Source organism: Pseudomonas sp. Z003-0.4C(8344-21), assembly GCF_900104975.1.
GTDB lineage: Bacteria > Pseudomonadota > Gammaproteobacteria > Pseudomonadales > Pseudomonadaceae > Aquipseudomonas > Aquipseudomonas granadensis.
Genome location: NZ_LT629756.1, coordinates 886563 through 907449, shown reverse-complemented (window position 1 = coordinate 907449; position 20887 = coordinate 886563). Strand labels below are relative to the sequence as shown.

Annotated in this window: 14 protein-coding genes and 1 tRNA gene; 12 read left to right on the top strand and 3 right to left on the bottom strand. The window is 55.9% G+C overall.

The window, feature by feature from the left end; all coding sequences use genetic code 11:
• The first annotated feature begins 1 nt into the window (after position 1).
• On the top strand, positions 2–1231 hold the full coding sequence (locus BLU24_RS04175; RefSeq protein ID WP_093097787.1) for a multifunctional CCA addition/repair protein: 1230 nt from the start codon (positions 2–4) through the stop codon (positions 1229–1231).
• A 96-nt stretch (positions 1232–1327) separates the two neighbouring features.
• On the opposite strand, the gene folK is transcribed toward BLU24_RS04175, so the two are convergent.
• Together folK and folB are read right to left on the bottom strand one after the other, a co-directional pair.
• Positions 1328–1846, bottom strand: a complete 519-nt coding sequence (gene folK, locus BLU24_RS04170; protein WP_093097785.1) for a 2-amino-4-hydroxy-6-hydroxymethyldihydropteridine diphosphokinase — start codon at positions 1844–1846, stop codon at positions 1328–1330.
• On the bottom strand, positions 1837–2193 hold the full coding sequence (gene folB, locus BLU24_RS04165) for a dihydroneopterin aldolase (protein WP_093097783.1): 357 nt from the start codon (positions 2191–2193) through the stop codon (positions 1837–1839). The genes folK and folB overlap by 10 nt, the downstream gene beginning before the upstream one ends.
• A gap of 74 nt (positions 2194–2267) precedes the next feature.
• On the opposite strand from folB, the gene plsY reads away from it, so the two are divergent.
• The gene (gene plsY, locus BLU24_RS04160; protein WP_093097781.1) at positions 2268–2837 is read left to right on the top strand and encodes a glycerol-3-phosphate 1-O-acyltransferase PlsY; all 570 of its coding nucleotides are present in this window, start codon (positions 2268–2270) and stop codon (positions 2835–2837) included.
• Between the two features lie 23 nt (positions 2838–2860).
• Here plsY and tsaD read toward each other — a convergent pair whose 3' ends face one another.
• Complete coding sequence (gene tsaD / locus BLU24_RS04155; protein ID WP_090286867.1) at positions 2861–3886, bottom strand: tRNA (adenosine(37)-N6)-threonylcarbamoyltransferase complex transferase subunit TsaD; 1026 nt, start codon at positions 3884–3886, stop codon at positions 2861–2863.
• A gap of 199 nt (positions 3887–4085) precedes the next feature.
• On the opposite strand from tsaD, the gene rpsU reads away from it, so the two are divergent.
• The 10 genes from rpsU to BLU24_RS04100 all read left to right on the top strand — a co-directional run bounded on the left by rpsU (position 4086) and on the right by BLU24_RS04100 (position 20841).
• The gene (gene rpsU, locus BLU24_RS04150) at positions 4086–4301 is read left to right on the top strand and encodes a 30S ribosomal protein S21 (protein ID WP_002551877.1); all 216 of its coding nucleotides are present in this window, start codon (positions 4086–4088) and stop codon (positions 4299–4301) included.
• A 485-nt stretch (positions 4302–4786) separates the two neighbouring features.
• Positions 4787–6751, top strand: a complete 1965-nt coding sequence (gene dnaG, locus BLU24_RS04145; protein WP_093097779.1) for a DNA primase — start codon at positions 4787–4789, stop codon at positions 6749–6751.
• A 67-nt stretch (positions 6752–6818) separates the two neighbouring features.
• Positions 6819–8666, top strand: coding sequence for an RNA polymerase sigma factor RpoD (gene rpoD / locus BLU24_RS04140; protein ID WP_093097777.1), 1848 nt, complete (start codon positions 6819–6821; stop codon positions 8664–8666).
• A 126-nt stretch (positions 8667–8792) separates the two neighbouring features.
• Positions 8793–12539: a bifunctional diguanylate cyclase/phosphodiesterase gene (locus BLU24_RS04135; RefSeq protein ID WP_093097775.1), complete on the top strand. Its 3747-nt coding sequence runs from the start codon at positions 8793–8795 to the stop codon at positions 12537–12539.
• 137 nt (positions 12540–12676) lie between these two features.
• Positions 12677–12753 (top strand) — tRNA-Ile (locus tag BLU24_RS04125).
• Positions 12754–12912: 159 nt separating this feature from the next.
• Positions 12913–14328: a tyrosine-type recombinase/integrase gene (locus BLU24_RS04120; protein WP_231990191.1), complete on the top strand. Its 1416-nt coding sequence runs from the start codon at positions 12913–12915 to the stop codon at positions 14326–14328.
• A complete protein-coding gene (locus BLU24_RS04115) occupies positions 14321–17554 on the top strand; it encodes a hypothetical protein (protein WP_093097771.1) in 3234 nt (1077 codons plus the stop codon). The genes BLU24_RS04120 and BLU24_RS04115 overlap by 8 nt, the downstream gene beginning before the upstream one ends.
• Entirely contained in the window at positions 17551–18219 is a 669-nt protein-coding gene (locus tag BLU24_RS04110) for a hypothetical protein (RefSeq protein WP_093097769.1), read from the top strand. Before BLU24_RS04115 ends, BLU24_RS04110 begins: the two co-directional genes overlap by 4 nt.
• Positions 18206–18679 (top strand): hypothetical protein, encoded by a 474-nt coding sequence (locus BLU24_RS04105; protein WP_093097766.1) that lies wholly within the window; start codon positions 18206–18208, stop codon positions 18677–18679. Before BLU24_RS04110 ends, BLU24_RS04105 begins: the two co-directional genes overlap by 14 nt.
• Positions 18676–20841, top strand: coding sequence for an AAA family ATPase (locus tag BLU24_RS04100; RefSeq protein ID WP_093097764.1), 2166 nt, complete (start codon positions 18676–18678; stop codon positions 20839–20841). The genes BLU24_RS04105 and BLU24_RS04100 overlap by 4 nt, the downstream gene beginning before the upstream one ends.
• The last annotated feature ends 46 nt before the right edge of the window (positions 20842–20887 follow it).

Below are 20887 nucleotides of genomic sequence, written 5' to 3'. Positions count from 1 at the left end.
TATGCAGGTTTACAAGGTTGGCGGCGCGGTACGTGATCGCCTGTTGGGGTTGCCGGTCACCGATATCGACCGGGTCGTCGTCGGCGCAACGACCGAAGAAATGCTCGCTCAGGGATTCCGCCCGGTGGGCGCGGATTTTCCAGTGTTTTTGCACCCGAAAACCGGCGAGGAATATGCCCTCGCCCGCACGGAACGCAAGAGTGGCCGTGGTTATGGCGGCTTCACGTTTTACGCCAGCCCTGAAGTTACCCTCGAAGAAGACCTGATCCGCCGCGACCTGACCATTAATGCCATGGCCGAGGACGATCAGCAGAATCTGACCGATCCGTACCATGGCCAGCGCGATCTGGAAGCGCGAATCCTGCGCCACGTTTCCCCGGCATTCGCCGAAGATCCTTTGCGTGTTCTGCGCGTTGCCCGCTTCGCCGCGCGATATGCAGGCCTTGGATTTACCGTTGCGCCAGAAACGCTGGAGCTGATGCGCGAGCTCAGCGAATCCGGTGAACTGCAAGCCTTGACCGCTGAACGTAGCTGGAAGGAAATTTCTCGGGCATTACTGGAAGATCAGCCACAGGTATTCATTGAGGTGCTGCGTGACTGCGGCGCGCTGAAAGTGTTGATGCCGGAGGTCGACGCGCTGTTCGGCGTGCCGCAACCGGAAGCACACCACCCGGAAATCGACACCGGGCTGCACACCCTCAGCGTGTTGCAACAGGCGGCGCTGCATAAACAACCGCTGACGGTACGCTGGGCCTGCCTGCTGCACGATCTCGGCAAAGGGCTGACGCCACAAGAAGAGTGGCCTCGACACATTGCCCACGAGCACACCGGATTGAAGCTGATCAAAGCAGTCAACGAGCGCTTCAAGGCACCAAAGGATTGCCAGGAATTGGCATTGCTGGTCGGCCAGTACCACACCCATGGTCACCGGGCGCTGGAGTTGAAAGCTTCGACACTGCTGGAGTTGCTGCAAAGCTTCGATGTGTATCGCCGCCCGCAGCGTTTCGAAGAGTTTATTGCTGCCTGCGAAATGGATGCTCGTGGCCGCAAAGGGCTGGAGCAGCGGAGTTATCCACAGGCGGATTATCTGCGTGGAGCGGCAACCGCAGCGCGCGGTGTGGCGGTGCAGCCATTGCTGGAACAGGGTTTCAAGGGACCGGCCCTGGGCGAAGCGCTGAAGCGCGAACGACTAAAGGTGCTGAAAGCCTATAAAGACGCGGCGTCTGCATAAAGCTTCGTCGGACCACAGCCCGGAGCCGACTCACTCCCACATTTTGGAACGCGCTCCCCTGTAGGAGTGAGCCTGCTCGCGATGGCGCCCTTGAGCTCAGTGCAAATCCGAAGGCGTAAGCTGCTGCCCTCGCCAGTCGAATGCCACCGGCGCCAATACCTGATCAATCTGCGCCTCGGCCCACAGCGTAGCAAAGCTTTTTCCCACACCCGGATGCACCCGATCCGGAGCAATCAGCGACAGCGGCCACAGCACAAAGGCATTTTTCAGGATTTCCGCCCGCGGCAGCACTAGACCATCGAAATTGCCGGCCAGATCGCCGTACAACAGCACGTCGATATCCAGCGGCAAGCCTTTGCGATCCGGAGCATAGCGGCCATTGTCCGCTTCGATGAATTTCAGTCGTCGGTCCAGCTCCATCAGCGGTAGATCGGTCTGCGCCGACACCACGAAATTGAAAAACGGACCGCTCTTTATGCCCACCGGCAGGCTTTCGAACACCGCCGAACAGCGGATATCCACCAGAAACGTCGCCAAAGCGTCGAGCCCGGCGCGCAAATGAGTTTCCCGGTCGATGTTGCTACCGAGCCCGAGGTAGACCTGAGTCAGCGACATCCGCGCTCGATCTCCACGCCCACGCCGCCCTTGGCCGCCGGCACCGCGCCCGGCTTGGTGAGTTTCAGACGAACCCAAGTGATGTTGAACTCGCTCATCAGCACTTCGACCAGACGCTCGGCGAAGGTCTCGACCAACTGAAACCGCGCTTGCTCGGCAAACGCCTGAATGCGCTTGGAAACGCTGGCATAGTCGAGCGCCAGGGTCAGGTCGTCACCGGCAGCGGCCGGGCGGTTGTCCCAGGCGAAGCTCAGATCAAGTCGCAGGCACTGGCGGATGCCGCGCTCCCAGTCATAGGCACCAATGACGGTGTCGACTTCCAGGCCCTCGATAAACACTCTGTCCAAGCACTTCTCTCCGCTGCACGACAAGGGCGCGATGCGCCGTTAGAATCAGGGCGTCCTCGCCCGGAATAGTTAGCATGTTTTGGTTACTGGCGATTCTCGCCTACCTGCTCGGCTCGCTGTCCTTTGCCATTTTGCTCAGCCGCCTGACCGGAAATCCGGACCCGCGAATGAGTGGCTCGGGCAATGCCGGCGCCACCAACATGCTGCGCCTGGCCGGTCGCAAACTGGCGATCCTGACCCTGCTGGGTGATCTGTGCAAAGGCTTGCTGCCGGTACTGATCGCAGCGGCTGTAGGCCTTTCGCTGCAGGATCAGGCGTGGATCGGCGTTTGCGCCGTGATCGGTCACCTGTTCCCGCTGTATTTCCGCTTCCGTGGCGGCAAAGGCGTCGCCACCGCTGCCGGCATGCTGCTGGGCCTGTATCCGCCCGCCGCGCTGCTGGCCGTTTGCGCCTGGCTGCTGACGTTCTATCTGACCCGCACCAGCTCGCTGGCGGCGCTGATTGCCACGCCGCTGACCCTGCCGTTGCTGGCCTGGCAGGAACCGGCAGCGCTGCTGCCGATGAGCGCGCTGACGCTGCTGATCGTCTGGCGCCACCGCGGCAATCTACGCGACCTGTTTGCCGGGCGCGAACGGCATTTCTAAATAGCGCCGCCGAGCGCCATTCCTTACAACGCCGACAATTGCTCCATCGGCCAGCGCGCCTGCACGCTGATCGCCAGTGTTTCCTGCTGACCGGCCTGCAGGCGCTGACAGCCGGCAAAGGCGATCATTGCGCCATTGTCGGTGCAGAACTCGGGGCGGGCATAAAACACCTCGCCTTGCATGTCGCCGAGCATCTTTTCCAGGGAAACCCGCAAAGCCCTGTTGGCACTGACGCCACCCGCGATCACCAGACGCTTCATGCCCGCCTGTTTCAGCGCGCGCTTGCACTTGATGGTCAAAGTCTCCACCACGGCCTGCTGGAACGCCAGCGCGATGTCGCTGCGGGCTTGTTCGCCGTCGTCCCCGGCGCTGACGCATTGCTGCCAGGTGTTAAGGGCGAAGGTCTTGAGGCCGCTGAAGCTGAAATCCAGACCCGGGCGATCACACATCGGACGCGGGAAAGTGAAACGTCCTGCAGTGCCCTTTTCAGCCAACTTGGCGATTTCCGGACCGCCGGGATAATTGAGGCCCATCATCTTCGCGGTTTTGTCGAACGCTTCGCCGGCGGCATCGTCGAGTGTCTCGCCGAGCAGGCTGTATTGGCCGATGCCATCGACCTGAACCAACTGCGTATGCCCGCCCGACACCAACAAAGCGACGAACGGGAATTGCGGCGGTTTCGGCTCCAGCATCGGCGCCAGCAAGTGGCCTTCCATGTGGTGCACGCCGAGCGCCGGAATGCCCCAGGCAAACGCCAGCGCCTGCGCGCAAGACGCACCGACCAGAAGCGCGCCAACCAGGCCGGGACCTGCGGTATAGGCGATCGCATCGATCTCGGTGGGCACGCAGTCGGCCTCGGCCAACACCTGACGGATCAAGGGCAGCATGCGTTTGACGTGGTCACGCGAGGCCAGCTCGGGCACTACTCCGCCGTAAGCGCGGTGCAGGTCGATCTGGCTGAACAGCGCGTCGGCCAGCAGACCGCGTTCACTGTCATATAATGCGACGCCGGTTTCGTCGCAGGAGGTTTCTAATCCCAGTACTAGCATGGGTTTGCGCCTTGTTTAGGCTGAATTCGAAGGCGCGCATAATAGTCGCCGCGGGATGCCCCGACCAGCGGTTTTCGATCAGAGGCTTTGCATTCCGAGCGATGAGGGGTTAACATCCGCAACCCTTAAAAACCGACGTCTTCAAGTGCTCTTTTGCCGCGAGGATGTTGACCCCGGTAATGAATGAAGGTAGCTCTGGATGCCAGCCGTCAAAGTAAAAGAGAACGAACCCTTCGACGTAGCTCTGCGTCGTTTCAAGCGCTCCTGCGAAAAAGCCGGTGTACTGGCTGAAGTTCGTAGCCGCGAATTTTACGAGAAGCCAACTTCTGAGCGTAAGCGCAAGGCAGCAGCTGCTGTTAAACGCCACGCCAAGAAAGTTCAGCGCGAACAGCGCCGCGCCGTTCGTCTGTACTAATACACAGACGTTCGTAGCAAGCTTCTTGCCTAAGCCCGGCTCACTGCCGGGCTAATGGCATTTGCGTAAAACGCTTGATGCTTCACCGTCGACGCCGCAGATGCGACCGAGACAAATCCGCTTCACCGCGTCAGGCCTGGCTTTTTTGCCAGCGGTGCACGTCTTTTCTGACGAGCCTTTCAAGGCTACTGACGAGCACACCCACTGATTCCTCTTACGACGATCAGCCCAAGGCACCTCATGCGTGCCCGCTTTATTGAGCTATCCGAGGCCTTTTACCGGCCGTCAGCGGACTCAGCGCAACACTTTCAAATAGTCGAAGACTGATAGGTACTAACGTCAGTGGATTTTCGGCAGATACACTTCCCGACAGCGATCATGCAGACGACACCGGTCGAGCCGCACATCTTGTGCGCTTCCAACAAAGACCCGCGTCCGACAGCCTGTCGCAACGGACTTTTTGCAGCGCAGACGACGAGAACGCCATGGCCGGGCTGATACCCCAGAGCTTCATTGACGACCTGCTGAACCGCACCGACATCGTCGACGTGGTCAGCTCGCGCGTGCAATTGAAGAAGGCCGGCAAGAACTACACCGCCTGCTGCCCGTTCCACAAAGAGAAAACTCCGTCTTTCAGCGTCAGCCCCGACAAGCAGTTCTATTACTGCTTCGGCTGCGGCGCCGGTGGCAACGCCCTCGGCTTTCTGATGGATCACGACAACCTGGATTTCCCCCAGGCCGTCGAAGATCTGGCCAAAGCCGCCGGCATGGAAATCCCTCGCGAAGAAAGTGGCCGCGAGCGCAAGCCCCGGCAACCGACCGATTCGCCGCTGTATCCACTGCTGACCGCTGCCGCCGATTTTTATCGGCAGGCGCTCAAGAGCCATCCCGCGCGTAAAGCCGCGGTTGATTACCTCAAGGGACGCGGACTGACCGGCGAGATCGCCCGGGATTTCGGCCTCGGCTTTGCACCGCCAGGCTGGGACAACCTGTTCAAGCATTTGAGCAGCGATACCCTGCAACAAAAGGCCATGATCGACGCTGGCCTGCTGATCGAGAATGCCGAAACCGGCAAACGCTATGACCGCTTCCGCGATCGCGTGATGTTCCCGATCCGCGACACCCGCGGCCGGATCATTGCATTCGGCGGCCGCGTACTGGGTGACGACAAACCCAAGTACCTGAACTCCCCGGAAACCCCGGTATTCCATAAAGGCCAGGAACTCTATGGCCTGTATGAAGCGCGCAAGAACAATCGCAACCTTGACGAAATTATCGTCGTCGAAGGTTACATGGACGTCATCGCCCTGGCCCAGCAAGGCTTGCGCAATGCCGTCGCCACGCTGGGCACCGCCACCAGCGAAGAACATCTGAAGCGGCTTTTTCGCGTCGTGCCGAACGTGCTGTTCTGCTTCGACGGCGATCAGGCTGGCCGCAACGCCGCATGGCGTGCACTGGAAGCCACCCTGCCCTGCCTGCAGGACGGGCGGCGTGCGCGGTTCCTGTTTCTGCCCGAAGGCGAAGACCCGGACACTCTGGTTCGCGCCGAGGGCACCGACGCCTTCAAGGCGCGGATCAATCAGCATGCGCAGCCATTGGCCGATTACTTCTTCCAGCAACTCACCGAAGAAGCCGACCCGCGCTCGCTCGAAGGCAAGGCGCATATGGCTACCCTTGCCGCGCCGCTGATCGATAAAGTACCGGGCGCCAATCTGCGCATTTTGATGCGTCAGCGCCTGAGCGAAATCACCGGCCTGAGCAGCGAAACCGTCAGCCAGCTCGCGCAGAGCGCGCCGCAGGAAGCGCCACCGGCGTACGACCCCGGTATCGATTACGACGCCATGCCGGACTACAGCGACTACCATCAGCCGCAGGCGCAGGACATGTATGTGCCGCAGCAGGAGTGGACGCCAAAGAAACCCGGCGCCGGCGGCAAGAAATGGGACAAGAAACCCTGGGACAAGAACGGCAAGCGTGGCGGCGATCGCGATCAGCAGCGTCCGCGCACCCCGATCGGCGTCGAGTCGCCGACCCTGACCGCCCTGCGCACGCTGCTTCACCACCCGCAATTGGCCAAGCGCGTCGAAGACGCCGGGCACATTGCCGACGAAAATCAGACCAATGCCCAGTTACTTGTGGCACTGCTCGAGGCCGTACAGAAGAATCCCCAGCTAAACTCATTTCAGTTGATCGCGCGATGGCACGGCACTGAACAGGGACGCTTGCTCAAGGCACTGGCAGAAAAGGAATGGCTGATTGACGGAGAAAACCTTGAACAACAGTTTTTCGACACCATTACTAGCTTGTCAGCCCGCCAACGCGAGCGAAATCTCGAACAGTTACTCAGGAAAGCGCGGCAAAGCGAACTGAGCGTCGAAGAGAAAAATCAACTGCGCGACCTTTTAAGTCGCAATGTTTCCGCATCAAACCCGACCTCAACTGGCGCGTGAGGTCATAGCTCAGGTATAATCCTCGGCTTGTTTTTTGCCCGCCAAGACCTTCAGTGGATAGGGTGTTATGTCCGGAAAAGCGCAACAGCAGTCTCGTATTATTGAGTTGATCAAACTGGGTCGTGAGCAGAAGTATCTGACTTACGCCGAGGTCAACGACCACCTGCCCGAGGATATTTCAGATCCTGAGCAGGTGGAAGACATCATCCGCATGATCAACGACATGGGGATCCCCGTACACGAGAGTGCTCCGGATGCGGACGCCCTTATGTTGGCCGACGCCGATACCGACGAGGCCGCTGCGGAAGAAGCAGCCGCTGCGTTGGCAGCGGTGGAGACCGATATCGGTCGCACCACTGACCCTGTGCGCATGTATATGCGTGAAATGGGTACGGTAGAGCTTCTGACTCGTGAAGGCGAAATCGAAATCGCCAAGCGGATCGAAGAAGGCATTCGTGAAGTGATGAGCGCCATCGCGCACTTCCCTGGCACGGTTGACCACATTCTCTCCGAGTACACGCGGGTCACCACCGAAGGTGGTCGCCTGTCCGACGTCCTGAGCGGTTACATCGACCCGGACGACGGCATTGCGCCGCCAGCGGCGGAAGTGCCGCCGCCGGTTGACCCGAAAGCCGCCAAGGCCGACGACGATACCGACGACGATGATGCCGAAGCTTCCGATGATGAAGAAGAAGCCGAAAGCGGTCCGGATCCGGTCATCGCTGCACAGCGCTTCGGCGCCGTCGCCGACCAGATGGAAGTCACCCGCAAGGCCCTGAAAAAGCACGGTCGCAACAACAAGGCAGCGATTGCCGAGTTGCTCGCACTGGCCGAGCTGTTCATGCCGATCAAACTGGTGCCGAAGCAATTCGAAGGCTTGGTCGAGCGTGTTCGCAGCGCCCTGGATCGTCTGCGTCAGCAAGAGCGCGCGATCATGCAACTGTGCGTACGTGATGCACGTATGCCGCGCGCCGATTTCCTGCGTCAGTTCCCGGGCAACGAAGTCGACGAAAGCTGGTCGGACGCTCTGGCCAAAGGCAAGAGCAAGTACGCCGAAGCCATCGGTCGCGTACAGCCGGACATCATTCGTTGCCAGCAGAAGCTGATCGCGCTGGAAACCGAAACCGGTCTGACCATCGCAGAAATCAAGGACATCAACCGTCGCATGTCGATCGGTGAGGCCAAGGCCCGCCGCGCGAAGAAAGAGATGGTTGAAGCCAACCTGCGTCTGGTGATCTCGATCGCCAAGAAGTACACCAACCGCGGCCTGCAATTCCTCGATCTGATCCAGGAAGGCAACATCGGTCTGATGAAAGCGGTGGACAAGTTCGAATACCGTCGTGGTTACAAGTTCTCGACTTATGCCACCTGGTGGATCCGTCAGGCGATCACTCGCTCGATCGCCGACCAGGCCCGCACCATCCGTATTCCGGTGCACATGATCGAGACGATCAACAAGCTCAACCGCATTTCCCGGCAGATGTTGCAGGAAATGGGTCGCGAACCGACCCCGGAAGAGCTGGGCGAACGCATGGAAATGCCTGAGGACAAGATCCGCAAGGTATTGAAGATCGCCAAAGAGCCGATCTCCATGGAAACCCCGATCGGTGATGACGAAGACTCCCATCTGGGCGACTTCATCGAAGACTCGACCATGCAGTCGCCAATCGATGTCGCCACCGTTGAGAGCCTCAAAGAAGCGACTCGCGAAGTGCTGTCCGGCCTCACTGCCCGTGAAGCCAAAGTACTGCGCATGCGTTTCGGTATCGACATGAACACCGACCACACGCTCGAAGAGGTGGGCAAACAATTTGACGTAACGCGTGAGCGGATCCGTCAGATCGAAGCCAAGGCGCTGCGCAAGCTGCGCCACCCGACGCGAAGCGAGCATCTGCGCTCCTTCCTCGACGAGTGATACCAGAACCCCCGGCCCAGGCCGGGGGTTTTGTTTATATGGCAGATTAAATTCTCCGCACCGCCCCTCCCCCGCCTACCGCGTCTACACTCGAACCAATCATCCCCGAGCCATAACGAGAGCGTTATGCACAGATTGGCGCCCGTGCTTTTTTTGCTGTCACTGATGATCTGGACCGCAACGGCTGACGCGCTGACTCTGACCGATGAAGAACGCAGCTGGCTGGCGGCTCACCCGGATTTGCGCCTGGGTGTCGACGCGTCGTGGCCACCTTTCGAGTTTCGTGACGATCAGAACCGTTATCAGGGCCTGGCGGCCGACTATATCGAAGTGATTCGCCAACGCCTGGCGATCAAATTGACGCCGATCGAACCGGTCAGCTGGACGGTGGTGCTGGAACAGGTGAAAAGCGGCAAGATCGATCTTCTACCGGGCATCATGTCGACCCCTGAGCGCCAGACCTACCTGTCGTTCACCCGTCCCTATCTGGACTTCCCAATCGTTATCCTCGCCCACATCGGTGGCGCGCAGCCGCGCAAGATTGGCGATCTGTACGGTTTGAAAATCGCTGTGGTGGAAAATTACGCTCCACACGAATTGCTGCGCACCCACCATCCGGATCTGAATCTGGTGGCGATGCCCAACGTCAGCTCGGCGTTGCAGGCACTCGCCACCGATGAAGTCGACGCGGTCGTTGGCGATCTCGCGTCCAGTGTCTGGAGCCTGCGCCAGCTCAAGCTCGACGGCCTGTATGTCAGTGGCGAAACCCCTTATCGCTACCAATTGGCGATGGCCGTGCCGCGCGACAACAAAGTACTGGTAGGGATTCTCGACAAAGTGCTGGCCGACATGAGCCCGGATGAAATCAGCAGCATTCAGGAACAGTGGGTCGGCAATGTCCTCGATCACCGGACATTCTGGTCAGATTTGTTGATTTACGGTCTGCCGGGACTGTTGTTGTTGGTGACGATTCTTGCCGTGGTAATCCGCATCAATCGCCGTTTGAGCTCGGAGATTGCCCGGCGCATCGACCTCGAACAGGAATTGCGCAGCAGTGAGTATCACTATCGCGGCCTGGTGGAGAGCCTGTCGGCCATCGCTTGGGAAGCGCGAATGAGCGACTTCACCTATAGCTATGTCTCGCCCCACGCCGAGGACTTGCTCGGCTATCCGCAATCCCATTGGTTGATACCCGGTTTCTGGCACAACATCATTCACCCGGCGGATCTGACCCGCACACAGAACTACTGCAAAGAGGCCCTGCGTGAAGGTCGTGATCACATTGTCGATTACCGGGTCATCACTGCCGACGGCCGCTGTCTGTGGGTACGCGACATCGTCAGCCTGATTGAACATGGTCACGAACCGGTGATGCGCGGTTTGATGATCGACATCAGCGAGATCAAGCGCACTGAAGAAGCGCTGCGGCTCTCGGAGCAGAAATTCGCCTCGGTCTTTCAACAGTGCCCGGACATTCTGGTGATTGCGCGGCTGTCCGACGGCTGCCTGCTGGAAGTCAACGAAGCGTTTGAAGAACAGATCGGGCTGAAAGCCAGGGACGTCCTCGGGCAAACCGCGACCGATCTGAATATATGGGGAATTCCCGGCGTCGGCCCGGGACTGCTCCAGCGGTTGCAGGCGGGCAGCATCCGCAACCTGGAGATGCCTTTTCGTCGCAACAACGGCCAAGTGTTCACCGGTCTGATTTCCGCCGAGCCATTCGATCTGGACGCCACCGCGGCGCTTGTGGTCGTCGTCCGCGACATCACCCAGCTCAAGGAAACCCAGCAGCAGCTGCAAACCTCTGAAGAAAAATTCGCCAAGGCTTTCCACGCTTCACCGGATGGCTTGCTGCTGTCGCGCCAAAGCGATGGTCTGCTGCTGGAAGTCAACGAGGGCTTCAGCCGCATTACCGGCTTCAACAGCGCCATGTCGGTAGACCGCTCGACACTTGATCTGGGTATCTGGGTCAATCTCAATGAGCGCAAACAGATGCTCGACCTGCTGCAGCGCGACGGCTTCGTACGCGACTTCACCTGCCATATCCGCCGCAGTGACGGGCAGATTCGGCTCTGCGAAGTGTCCAGTCGGCCGTTGCCGATCGGCGAAGAAGACTGCATGTTGACCATTGCCCGCGACATCACCGAGCGCCATCTGATGCAGGAAAAACTGCAGCAGGCCGCCACCGTGTTCGAAAGCACCGCCGAGGGCGTGCTGATCACCGATACCCAACAGCACATCAGCGCGGTCAACCGCGCCTTCACCGAGATCACCGGTTACAGCGAAAGCGAAGCTCTCGGCCATACCCCGCGCCTGCTCGCTTCCGGCCTGCATGACAGCGCCTTTTACGCGGCCATGTGGCACCAGTTGACCGCCGAAGGTCACTGGCAAGGCGAGATCTCCAACCGGCGCAAGAACGGCGAGCTGTACCCAAGCTGGCTGACCATCAGTGCGGTGCGCAATCGCGACAAGTTCATCACCCACTTTGTCGCGGTGTTCGCCGACATTTCCAGCCTCAAGCATGCCCAGGCCAAGCTCGATTATCAGGCGCATCACGACCCCCTTACCGGCCTGCCGAACCGCACGCTGTTCGAAAGTCGTCTGCAAATGGCGCTGAACGGTCAGCAGGAAAACGGCGGTCAAGGCGCTGTATTGTTTCTCGATCTCGACCGCTTCAAACACATCAATGACAGCCTCGGTCACCCGGTCGGCGACCTGCTGCTCAAGGGCATCGCCATACGCTTGAAAGAGCAATTGCGCGATATCGATACCGTTGCGCGTCTGGGTGGCGATGAATTCATCATTCTGCTGCCCGGCCTGCAGCAAGCCAGTGATGCCGACAATATCGCCAGCAAGCTGCTCAACTGCTTTGGCGCACCGTTCCAGGCGGGTGAACATGAGTTCTTTATCAGCGCCAGCATCGGCACCAGCCTGTATCCGCGCGACGGCAGCGACGTCGCCACCTTGGTGAAAAACGCCGATGCGGCGATGTATCGCTCCAAAGCCAAGGGCCGCAACCGCGTTGAAAGCTACACCCGCGACCTCACCGCCCAGGCCAGCGAACGCATTGCGCTTGAACATGAGCTGCGCCGCGCCATCGAGCGCGACGAACTGTTCCTCTATTACCAACCAAAAATCAGCCTCGACGACCATCGCCTGGTCGGCGCCGAAGCGCTGATCCGCTGGCGTCACCCGACTTTCGGCGACGTACCGCCCGAACATTTCATTCCACTGGCCGAAGAAAACGGCATGATCCTGCAGATCGGTGACTGGGTGCTCGAAACCGCGTGCCGGCAGATGTTCGAGTGGAACCAGGTCTACGACAGCCTCGGCCCGCTGTCGGTCAACCTCGCCGGCGCGCAACTGCGCCAGCCAAATCTGCTCGGACGCATCGAGCAACTGCTCAAGGACAACCGCCTCCAGCCGGATTTACTGCAACTTGAAATTACCGAGAATTTCATCATGAGTCAGGCCGAAGAGGCGCTGGCCGTGCTGCACCAGCTCAAACACCTCGGCGTGCAACTGGCGATCGACGACTTCGGCACGGGTTATTCTTCGCTCAGCTATCTCAAACGCCTGCCGCTGGACATCCTCAAGATCGACCAGTCATTCGTCCGCGGCCTGCCTGACGATCCCCACGACGCGGCGATTGTCCGGGCCATCATCGCACTGGGCCGAAGCATGCAATTCACCGTCATCGCCGAAGGTGTCGAAACCCAGGCACAACAGCAATTTCTCACCGCAGAAGGCTGCGAACAGATCCAGGGCTACATCGTCAGCCTGCCGCTGCCACCGGAAGAATTCGCGGCAACGTTTCTGCGTGTAACCGTATCGGATTTTTCGGATAGCACAGCCGAGAAACCGTCGCTATAATCCGCGACCTACTGAGGGCCTATAGCTCAGTTGGTTAGAGCAGAGGACTCATAATCCTTTGGTCCACGGTTCTTATGTGGTATGAATGTCGGTGTGGCGTTTGAACCTCGTTTCTGGTAGTTTTGCATCACCTCAGCGCCACTGTAGCTCAATTGGTTAGAGCAACCGACTCATAATCGGTGGGTCGCGGGTTCGATTCCCGCCGGTGGCCCCATCTCCTTGTATATCAAGCACTTCATGAACTCTGCACAACTTCTCTGACAACGTTGTCGGAGTTTTTCGCGTGCTAAAAAATCTTCATTTCAAGACTTTTTCTTGACATGGCAAGTGCAACACCGAAAGCTATATGGGTGTTGTATTTGGAAATGCGCTCGTGAAAAATTTCATCTTGGTCGATGCACCGCTCACAAGCGAAGCTAAACACCTATTGCTTCACCTTGACCCGGATATGCCCGACGAGCTGCGGGAATTCAAGCCTTTTACCCACTACACCATCTGGCTCGCACGTAGGGGTTATGCCCCCAACACGGCGAAGCTTTATGCCGAGCACGTGGGGCGGTTTGTGGATTACGTGTATGAAGCATCAAAAACCCAGTTCGCGGCGGATGTCGACGTCACAATTGAGACCGTCATCAACAGCTACCAGGCGTATCTGCTGTTCGGTAAGGGCGCTGCGAACCCGATAGCGTTGAAATTGGCTGACAGCCTAGGCAAGGAGAAGCTCACAGGCCAAAACTCCCTAGCGCAGACCATCGAATCGTCGATTAAATGGTTTCTTGATGTATCGGAAACTAAGAACAGAATAGCGCCAGACCAGTTATTCAGCGCGTTCTACACAAAGCGAGCTGAGTACCGCAGCCAGTATGAGATTTCGGCGCACAAGGCCAATTCTTGGTTGGCCGCAGTCATTCGTGACTCGATTAAGTCGGTGATGCCTAAGCGCAAGGGAGACAAACTATTTCCCCAAGCAGCACGCAGGGACAGGAAGAACGACCAAAAACCGTTCAAGACGGTAGCATTTCCCATCGAACGATCCGTGGATCTCATCAGGCAGGCGAAGCCAGCTAAGTCCAAAACTTTCTATAGAGACATGACCCTCTATTCCCTACTCGCGGCGACAGGTGCTCGTTCGAGCGAGGCTTTGCAGGTGAGGATGCCCGATATCGACGATGATGAGTTCGCAGTTTTCCTCCGCGACCCTTTTGCACGCAAAACGCCTGGACTCACCGAGGCTGAGCACCAGCTCCTCGCCTGGAAGGGACGGGTGACCGAAATGACGTTCGTGATCGAACCCTTTGCCGGGATGTTCTGGGAAAACCTTGAGAAGTATTTGACCCGTGAGTACAACTCGAGCGTCGACCATGACTTCCTCTTTCAAAACCTCGATGGCAGGCCATTCTTCGCTAGCGACCGAAGCAGTCGAGACAAAACCTTCAAGAGCTACGCCCAAAAAGCAGGGGTAGAGGACGTCACAGGCATTAGCGCTCACTCGCTGCGACATATGTACGGAACCTACACTCTTAATTACTTGCCAGTTCCCGGACAGAGCATTCCAGGACTGCCTCTAGCGTATGTAAAAATCCTAATGGGTCACGCGAGTGCCTCTTCTACCATGAAGTACGCAAAGCACGACACTGACATAATTGAAGCCTATATCCAACACGCCAATCAGTACGTATCACAACGTGGTGAAGCATCTTTCAAGACGATTCGAGCAGACTTCCACTACCGGCAGCTAGAGTTACTCGAGGAAGAAGCCAAGCGTATTGAAGGAGAAAAAAATGATTAATCTCACCAAAGATATTCTCATTATCAAGTCAGGAGAGGACTTGGAGAGATCGATCAAGGAGGCTATTGCCAAAGCTAAAGCGTGTGTTTCAAAGGTACTTTTTGAGTCCAAGCACATCGCTCCTAGCAAAATCTCAAGCGGCTCCGTTAATGAGTATTACCAGGCCTCCGTCCTACGTTTCTTTAACGACCACTTGGATCCGGTTAACGCCCCGGTATACGATGAAGATTGGGTACACAATCTCCATACCTGCACGAAGAAAACTCCGGACGCGAAAATTGCCAAGCAGGTGGTTCCGAAGACCGCACACGACTGGATTAACAAGTCTTCACTGGAAAGGCTTGCTAAAGATTCAATATTGATTTTGCATTTTCTCTGGCAGGAAAAAGCCGTACTTCTTCCGTTAGATACCAAGAAGCCCACTGGCAGCAACGAAACTAAGAAGAAGCATTTCGAGTTTGCTGCAGCTGACTACACTGAAGTTCTCGCCTTGGTCAGCAAGCCTTTCGTTCCTCATGTCACATACGAGAACATTCTTGATATAACTACTGTTATGAAGCCGAGCGCCATCAAGAATTTCGAGTGGTATGCGTGGCGGATGATTCGCGCCACCGACTGGCACCAAATTGAAGACATCAGGCCGGTTGACATCTCTGATCTTATTGAACATCTAATTAAAACACGCCGTGGCGAAATCGACTGGTTCATGTATCCAATTGCCCCTGCGGCTTTTCTGAGCTACGTCCAGAAGCTATACCCTGAAAGGTGCCAGCAAGCCACTACCCCTCCAAAAAATGATAAGGCAGCCAGTAAAAAGGCATTAATCTCTGGTGAATTCAACATCCCTGCTGAACACCAAAAAAGCGTCGATCTCTGGTTGAGATATCAAGGCAAGTTTATTCAACTGCTAAAAACCAAAGGAATGAAGACGTTTAGGCACTATGAAAGCAGCTTCACGGTGTTCAACACGTTCCTATTTAGTGAATATCCTGGAAGAACTGGTCTACTTCCACCAGGGCCTCGAGATCTCAATCGTACACACATCGAAGGAGACGGCCAGGTTGGTTTTCTCAGTTATCTTCGCAAGGGTCGGTCGGGCACAGCCGTTCAAAAGTCCCTGTATCACTTGGAAGCTTTGTTTGACTACCTGATAGTCAACTCTAGCGCCGATAAGGAATTATCTGGCTTCGTTAATCCGATTTCTCACATCGATTATCCAATTGTAAGCAGAAGCTCTGGCACCAACAAGCCAGCTTTCGAATCCGAGCACTTTCCCATTCTGCTGCAATACTGCTACGCAATTGAATCTTTCTCAACGCACCTTGCCGACAGGGTTCATGAAGAGCAGATCAATCTGTATGACAAAAAATTCAGGGCAGATATACCCACAAAGAACTGGAACGAAGCCCAGAAAGTTATTCAAACTGAAAAACTCGGGTACGTACCGGTTGTTTTCTATCGCAACCCAGACTTTGACGCCAGTCAGCCAAAGTCAGATATCAACCGCCCGATGAAATATGAAGCTTTACACCTTCTCCCTAGGTTCGTAGTGCCCATTATCGAACACAGTGTCGAAAGGAATGGGCAATGGGTTTTCTATCCCCAACTGAACTACATTCGACACAACATCGTAGCGCTGGAAACCGGCGTTCGAAGCATTCACATTCGGTGGCTGGAAAAGCTAACCTATGATATGCACATTGATCGATCTAGACCGCTACCGCCTCTTTGTAAGTTGCGAATCAACACAGACAAGGCAAATGGCGCTTGGGATTCCACTGTTTCCAGAAACGTAATTTATGTTTTAGACCGCCAAAAGGCCATGATTAAATGGTTCAACGATCCGTCAATGGATGTCCCGGTTTGGTACGACTACCATGAAGAAAGCCCATTTGGAAAAATCACCTCCCTGTTCCCTAAGGGCGAAACTCCTGGCGTACTGACAGGAGAAGCCTATGGCAAATACTTCAAGAGGCTTGTCTATTCTTTTGATTTGTTCTGCCGATTCCAGCTGGGAATTAATACTACGAACGCGATGCCAGAAGCTGTGGGTGACCTAGAGTCAATTGATGCGCCTCTCGATTACTTGGCGGCACTGAAACTCGAAGCACAAGCCTGTAAGCTCATCGAGCATACTCCGCACTCTTGTCGAGTTTCAGTAGTATCCGAATACATCAGGGTATTGCCGCCACATATCATAGGCGCGTTCATCACGGGGCAAGCCACTGAAGAACACGTCATGTATTACGCGAAAGTCGACCCTGCATACCTGAAGTCGGTAGCCCAGTTTCAGAAGATGAGCGTCGAGCAGGGCTGGCTCATTGATCGTCCAGCAATGTCCAATATTAAAGCCGAAGATGTCTCCTCAAAGCTCCAGCAGGCTTTCCGTCGAGACAAGGAAAAGTCTCTGATTGATTTCGGCGCCATCTCCTTTGACCGCGAGATGAAGGACGATGTCGTGTCAGGCGTCAGGGCCGCAAAACAGCGCCCAATTGATTCGCTGGCTTTCATGCCCACACACATCTGCCCGTTCGGCAATCACTGTCCAGCGGACGTGGTGAAAGACCTGGGTGCCATCCCTGGACTGAGTACGCCATGCGGTGGTTGCTACTATTCAGTCAAAACTGTCGACCATCTGCCTAGGATTCACGGCCATATCCGAGCTTTAACTGATGAATGCAGCGAGCTAGAGGCGTACATCGCAGAGGCCAAAAGGAATGGTGCATCGCTAGAAAGCCTTGTACAGAAAGCCAACCGTCGCAAATTCCTGGCTACGGAGATCATCTCCTGGAGCGTCACAGCACACTGTCTCGAACAAATGTATAGCGAGATTAAAACGCGTGAAAGTTTCTTGGTAGAGAAGCCTGAAATCGTGTCAGAACATCTGGAACGTCTGGAGCTGAAAGAGCACTCGCTCTCCAACCTCATCGCCCGGACTGCGGAAGCCAAGTCACATGCAGAGTATTTCACTCCACAACTGAACCAGCAGCTCAAGGTAGCCAGGAACAAGCTGCTGGCGTTCACAGGAGATTTCAACCGCATGTTGGAAGAAGCCCCGACTGGTTTCACGTTAATCGATGAATTCAGGGGGCTGATTCGATCTGCCTGTGAAGTCCTCGGCATTTCGCTACACGAACTGAGCGATGCAATGACCAAACCTATGGCTTTGAATCGCCCTGATTCGATTTTGAAGCTAATTTCGAGCCCTGGGGGTGTGCCAGCATGAGCAAGGGTGCAAAACCTGGCCAAAATCGCTTTGCAGGCTCCCAGAAGAGGAATCGCGAGTTCAGGATCTGCCGGATAAAGGATGAAGTTGTCCCGAGACTCAAGACGTTCGTGGGGAAGACATCTTTTGACGGCATTACCCCTTTTTCCAGGTTTTGTGCGGAGCTCTATAACGCCGACTTGCCTGTGAACGAGAAGAAAATTGGCTATCGCACACTCGTTCAAAGCACCGCTTATTGGGCACTGATCGGCCCACTGTTCCACAGATACTGGGACTCCGACAGCAACATGGAATCCACGAAGAACAAGCTAGTGGAGAAGCTATCAGCGCGTCGGGCAGATGGGCTCCAAGCAGAGACAGAAAGGCTGAAGAAAGAAATAGAGGCTCTCAAATCAGCGCTTCGTACTCACGGGGCCACCCTGGCTCCCATTTCGGATTCAAAGCACAGCGATCAGGCCTTCATGACGAAGTTTGATAAGACCTGCCGTGCCCTTAGGCTGGTGCTCAAAGCGAGCGACGGCATGTTCGTTGTTGACATGAAGGCCGGAAAAATCACCTGCACATTTGATGATCTCGAGGCTGCTGAAGGGCTTGTTCCAAAAGATATTGCCGAACCCTTCGTCCTTTGGATGAAAGCCAAGGAAAGCACTAATGGCGACCGGTGATCAAAAGCGCTCTCCGTACGACCGCTACAGAGACTATGTGCTGCAGCTTGAACAGGCTGGAAAAAAGTTTCCTGTGAATCAGTTTGGCGCCGTCAACTTCAGCAAGATCGCTGATGAATGTGGTAATCGTAGGCAGTGGTTTTCTGAAAGCGCCAAGAAGATCTTTTGCTCACAGGGCAAAACCCTTGAGCAGGTCATCGCGAAGGACATTCGCCGCATAGGCAGTGAGTTTGTTGCGGCCAAAGATCCTGAGTCTCTGGCGATTAATATGGCGGATTCGAAAAGTCGCGAAGCGAATCGGTTGCGAGTAATGCTTGAGCAAAAGTCGAAGGAAAACGAACTGCTCCGCGAGCAAGTTGAGCAACTCTCTGCCGAGCTGCGGTTGCTTCGCACATCTGCACAGGAAATCAGTAGCCAGCAGGACTTGATGATCGACTCCGGGCGGTCATTCATCCTATGAGCAATCTGTCGAGCGTGATCCAGGTGAGCTCGGTGAAGCCAGGCAGTTTTGGCGGTGCAGTCTTTTCCGGGCGCATCATTGGCCAAAACAAAATTTACACATGCAGAGCAAGCTATAAAGTCATCACCCGCATTCCTCAACCCGGTGAATGCTGGCAGTTCAAAGGCTCGATCACAGGGCATGATCAGTACAGGGATTTCGTTCTGATCGAAAGCTGTCACATCGTAAACCTGCCCATAGCGGCATATGTGGAACGATTGCTGATAAAGCATCCTGCATTTCGCGGGCTGTCATTCGGCAAAGCGAAAGTCTCGAAACTGGTCAGGGCATTTGGCGCAGAAGACCTTGCTCAGGCATTGACTGCAGGCAGAGTCAGCCACCTGGCGGAACTGATTAATCCTGATCTCGCCCAAAAGGTCGTGGATGCCTGGAGGACACTGCAGGATGAGATTTCAACAATTGAATTTCTCATGGAGCACGACTTCGATCCTGGGCTCGCCAAAAGCGTTCTCAAGGTTTGCCAGACGGATACGGTAGAGCGCCTGAAGCTTAATCCGTACAGCCTCATTGCGTTTCAAGGCATCCACCCAAACATGTGGAAAATCGTAGACGCCGCAGCAGCCAAGCTAGGCATACCTCGTGATGACCCACGCAGGCTGGCCGGCCTTGTGGAGAATTTGCTCTATGTGCGCTTGGATCAGGGCCATACCGCATACGAAGTAGGAGAGCTAAAAGCCGCCCTGATGCAGAAGCTTCCATCCGCCAGACTGGTAGACCAAGCTATCGAATGCGCCCTACAAAGGCGTGCTGTATGCGTTAAGAAGCATCAAGGGACGACGCTTATCCAGCCACTGGGAGCGGCCCTTGTCGAAAGTAAACTCGAGCAGCGAGTAGCGACTCTACTGTCCGCTCAGGCCTCATTGCTTCACGGCTCTCCGCAGGAACTGGAGCAAGCGATTGAAGATCGCTGCGCACATAGCGAGAGCGCGTCTGGATACCCACTCACCCGAGACCAGAAAAATGCAGTGCTGATGGCGCTTACTAATCGCATCAGCACGCTGACTGGATTTGGCGGTACGGGCAAGACAACCGTGCTGAAAGCCATCGTTGATATAGCCTCTCAGCACCGCCCAGTGCATGTCTTAGCACTGAGTGGAAAAGCCAAGGAGCGCGCCAAGGAGTCTGTTGGCCGAGACACCTACACGATCCACAGCTTCTTGATCAAAATCAGCACCGCAAGCTCAGGGATCAGCACTGGAGGCGACCCTCTGGTAATCATTGATGAATCCAGCATGGTAGACATCGCCTTGATGCTGAAACTGCTGAATGCCTTCGCAAAGAAAGAACTGTCTCTTTTGCTAGTAGGCGATACCGGTCAGCTATCTCCGGTTGGTTATGGAATCTTCTTCCATGCACTGGCCAAATCGAAGGCGATACCGTCGACTCACCTGATCAAGGTTCACAGGTCTATCGGCAACAGTCACCTTCAGAACATCGCCATGAAGATTAGATCTGGTCACCTGGACACCTTGCCATTCTGGAATGGCGAGCGCGATGGGGTTTATCTGATCCCCTGCACAAACACGCAGGACATGCTGACACGCCTCGCGAAGATCAAGCAGATCATCCCTGACGCTCAGATCCTGACGCCACACATGTCTGATCGCATGCCGGATTCCGGGCACAAGATAAACAAACATTTGCAAAGTGCCCTCCAGCATACAGACGAGACGCAGGGCATCTGGATGGGCAAATACTGGCTGCGAGTTAACGACCCCGTCATCGTCACCCAGAATAGCTACGAACATAATCTGTTCAACGGCAACACCGGGATCATGACTGGCGTTACGTCAATCGATGGCCAGACTTCAGGTGTGTTTTTCTTCAATGGGTTCGAAGTGAACCTGTCCAGGATGGACTTGTTCGGGCTGGGAATGAAGCTAGCCTACGCCATATCCATTCATAAGGCGCAAGGCAGCGAGTACGAGACGTCGATCCTTTGCACTTTGAGTCAAAGCGAATTTGTGGAACGAAGCATGCTGTACACAGCCGTCTCCCGATCTAAGCGGCTGGCTTTGATCCTAAGCACGCAGAACATCATGCAGCAGGGGGTAGCTCGCCCAAACCGAAGCGACACCCTCTGTGTTGGCTTCTCGGTTTGAATACCAAACAGGTCGTTAGCCCTACAATATTGCGGGCAGGGCTTTC

What these genes read in the sequence shown, in the direction of transcription:
- rpsU (WP_002551877.1), top strand. Translation starts at nt 4,086, where the DNA reads ATGCCAGCCGTCAAAGTAAAAGAGAACGAACCCTTCGACGTAGCTCTG.
- BLU24_RS04100 (WP_093097764.1), top strand. Translation starts at nt 18,676, where the DNA reads ATGAGCAATCTGTCGAGCGTGATCCAGGTGAGCTCGGTGAAGCCAGGC.
- BLU24_RS04135 (WP_093097775.1), top strand. Translation starts at nt 8,793, where the DNA reads ATGCACAGATTGGCGCCCGTGCTTTTTTTGCTGTCACTGATGATCTGG.
- rpoD (WP_093097777.1), top strand. Translation starts at nt 6,819, where the DNA reads ATGTCCGGAAAAGCGCAACAGCAGTCTCGTATTATTGAGTTGATCAAA.
- BLU24_RS04105 (WP_093097766.1), top strand. Translation starts at nt 18,206, where the DNA reads ATGGCGACCGGTGATCAAAAGCGCTCTCCGTACGACCGCTACAGAGAC.
- BLU24_RS04175 (WP_093097787.1), top strand. Translation starts at nt 2, where the DNA reads ATGCAGGTTTACAAGGTTGGCGGCGCGGTACGTGATCGCCTGTTGGGG.
- BLU24_RS04115 (WP_093097771.1), top strand. Translation starts at nt 14,321, where the DNA reads ATGATTAATCTCACCAAAGATATTCTCATTATCAAGTCAGGAGAGGAC.
- folK (WP_093097785.1), bottom strand. Translation starts at nt 1,846, where the DNA reads ATGTCGCTGACTCAGGTCTACCTCGGGCTCGGTAGCAACATCGACCGG.
- BLU24_RS04110 (WP_093097769.1), top strand. Translation starts at nt 17,551, where the DNA reads ATGAGCAAGGGTGCAAAACCTGGCCAAAATCGCTTTGCAGGCTCCCAG.
- tsaD (WP_090286867.1), bottom strand. Translation starts at nt 3,886, where the DNA reads ATGCTAGTACTGGGATTAGAAACCTCCTGCGACGAAACCGGCGTCGCA.
- dnaG (WP_093097779.1), top strand. Translation starts at nt 4,787, where the DNA reads ATGGCCGGGCTGATACCCCAGAGCTTCATTGACGACCTGCTGAACCGC.
- plsY (WP_093097781.1), top strand. Translation starts at nt 2,268, where the DNA reads ATGTTTTGGTTACTGGCGATTCTCGCCTACCTGCTCGGCTCGCTGTCC.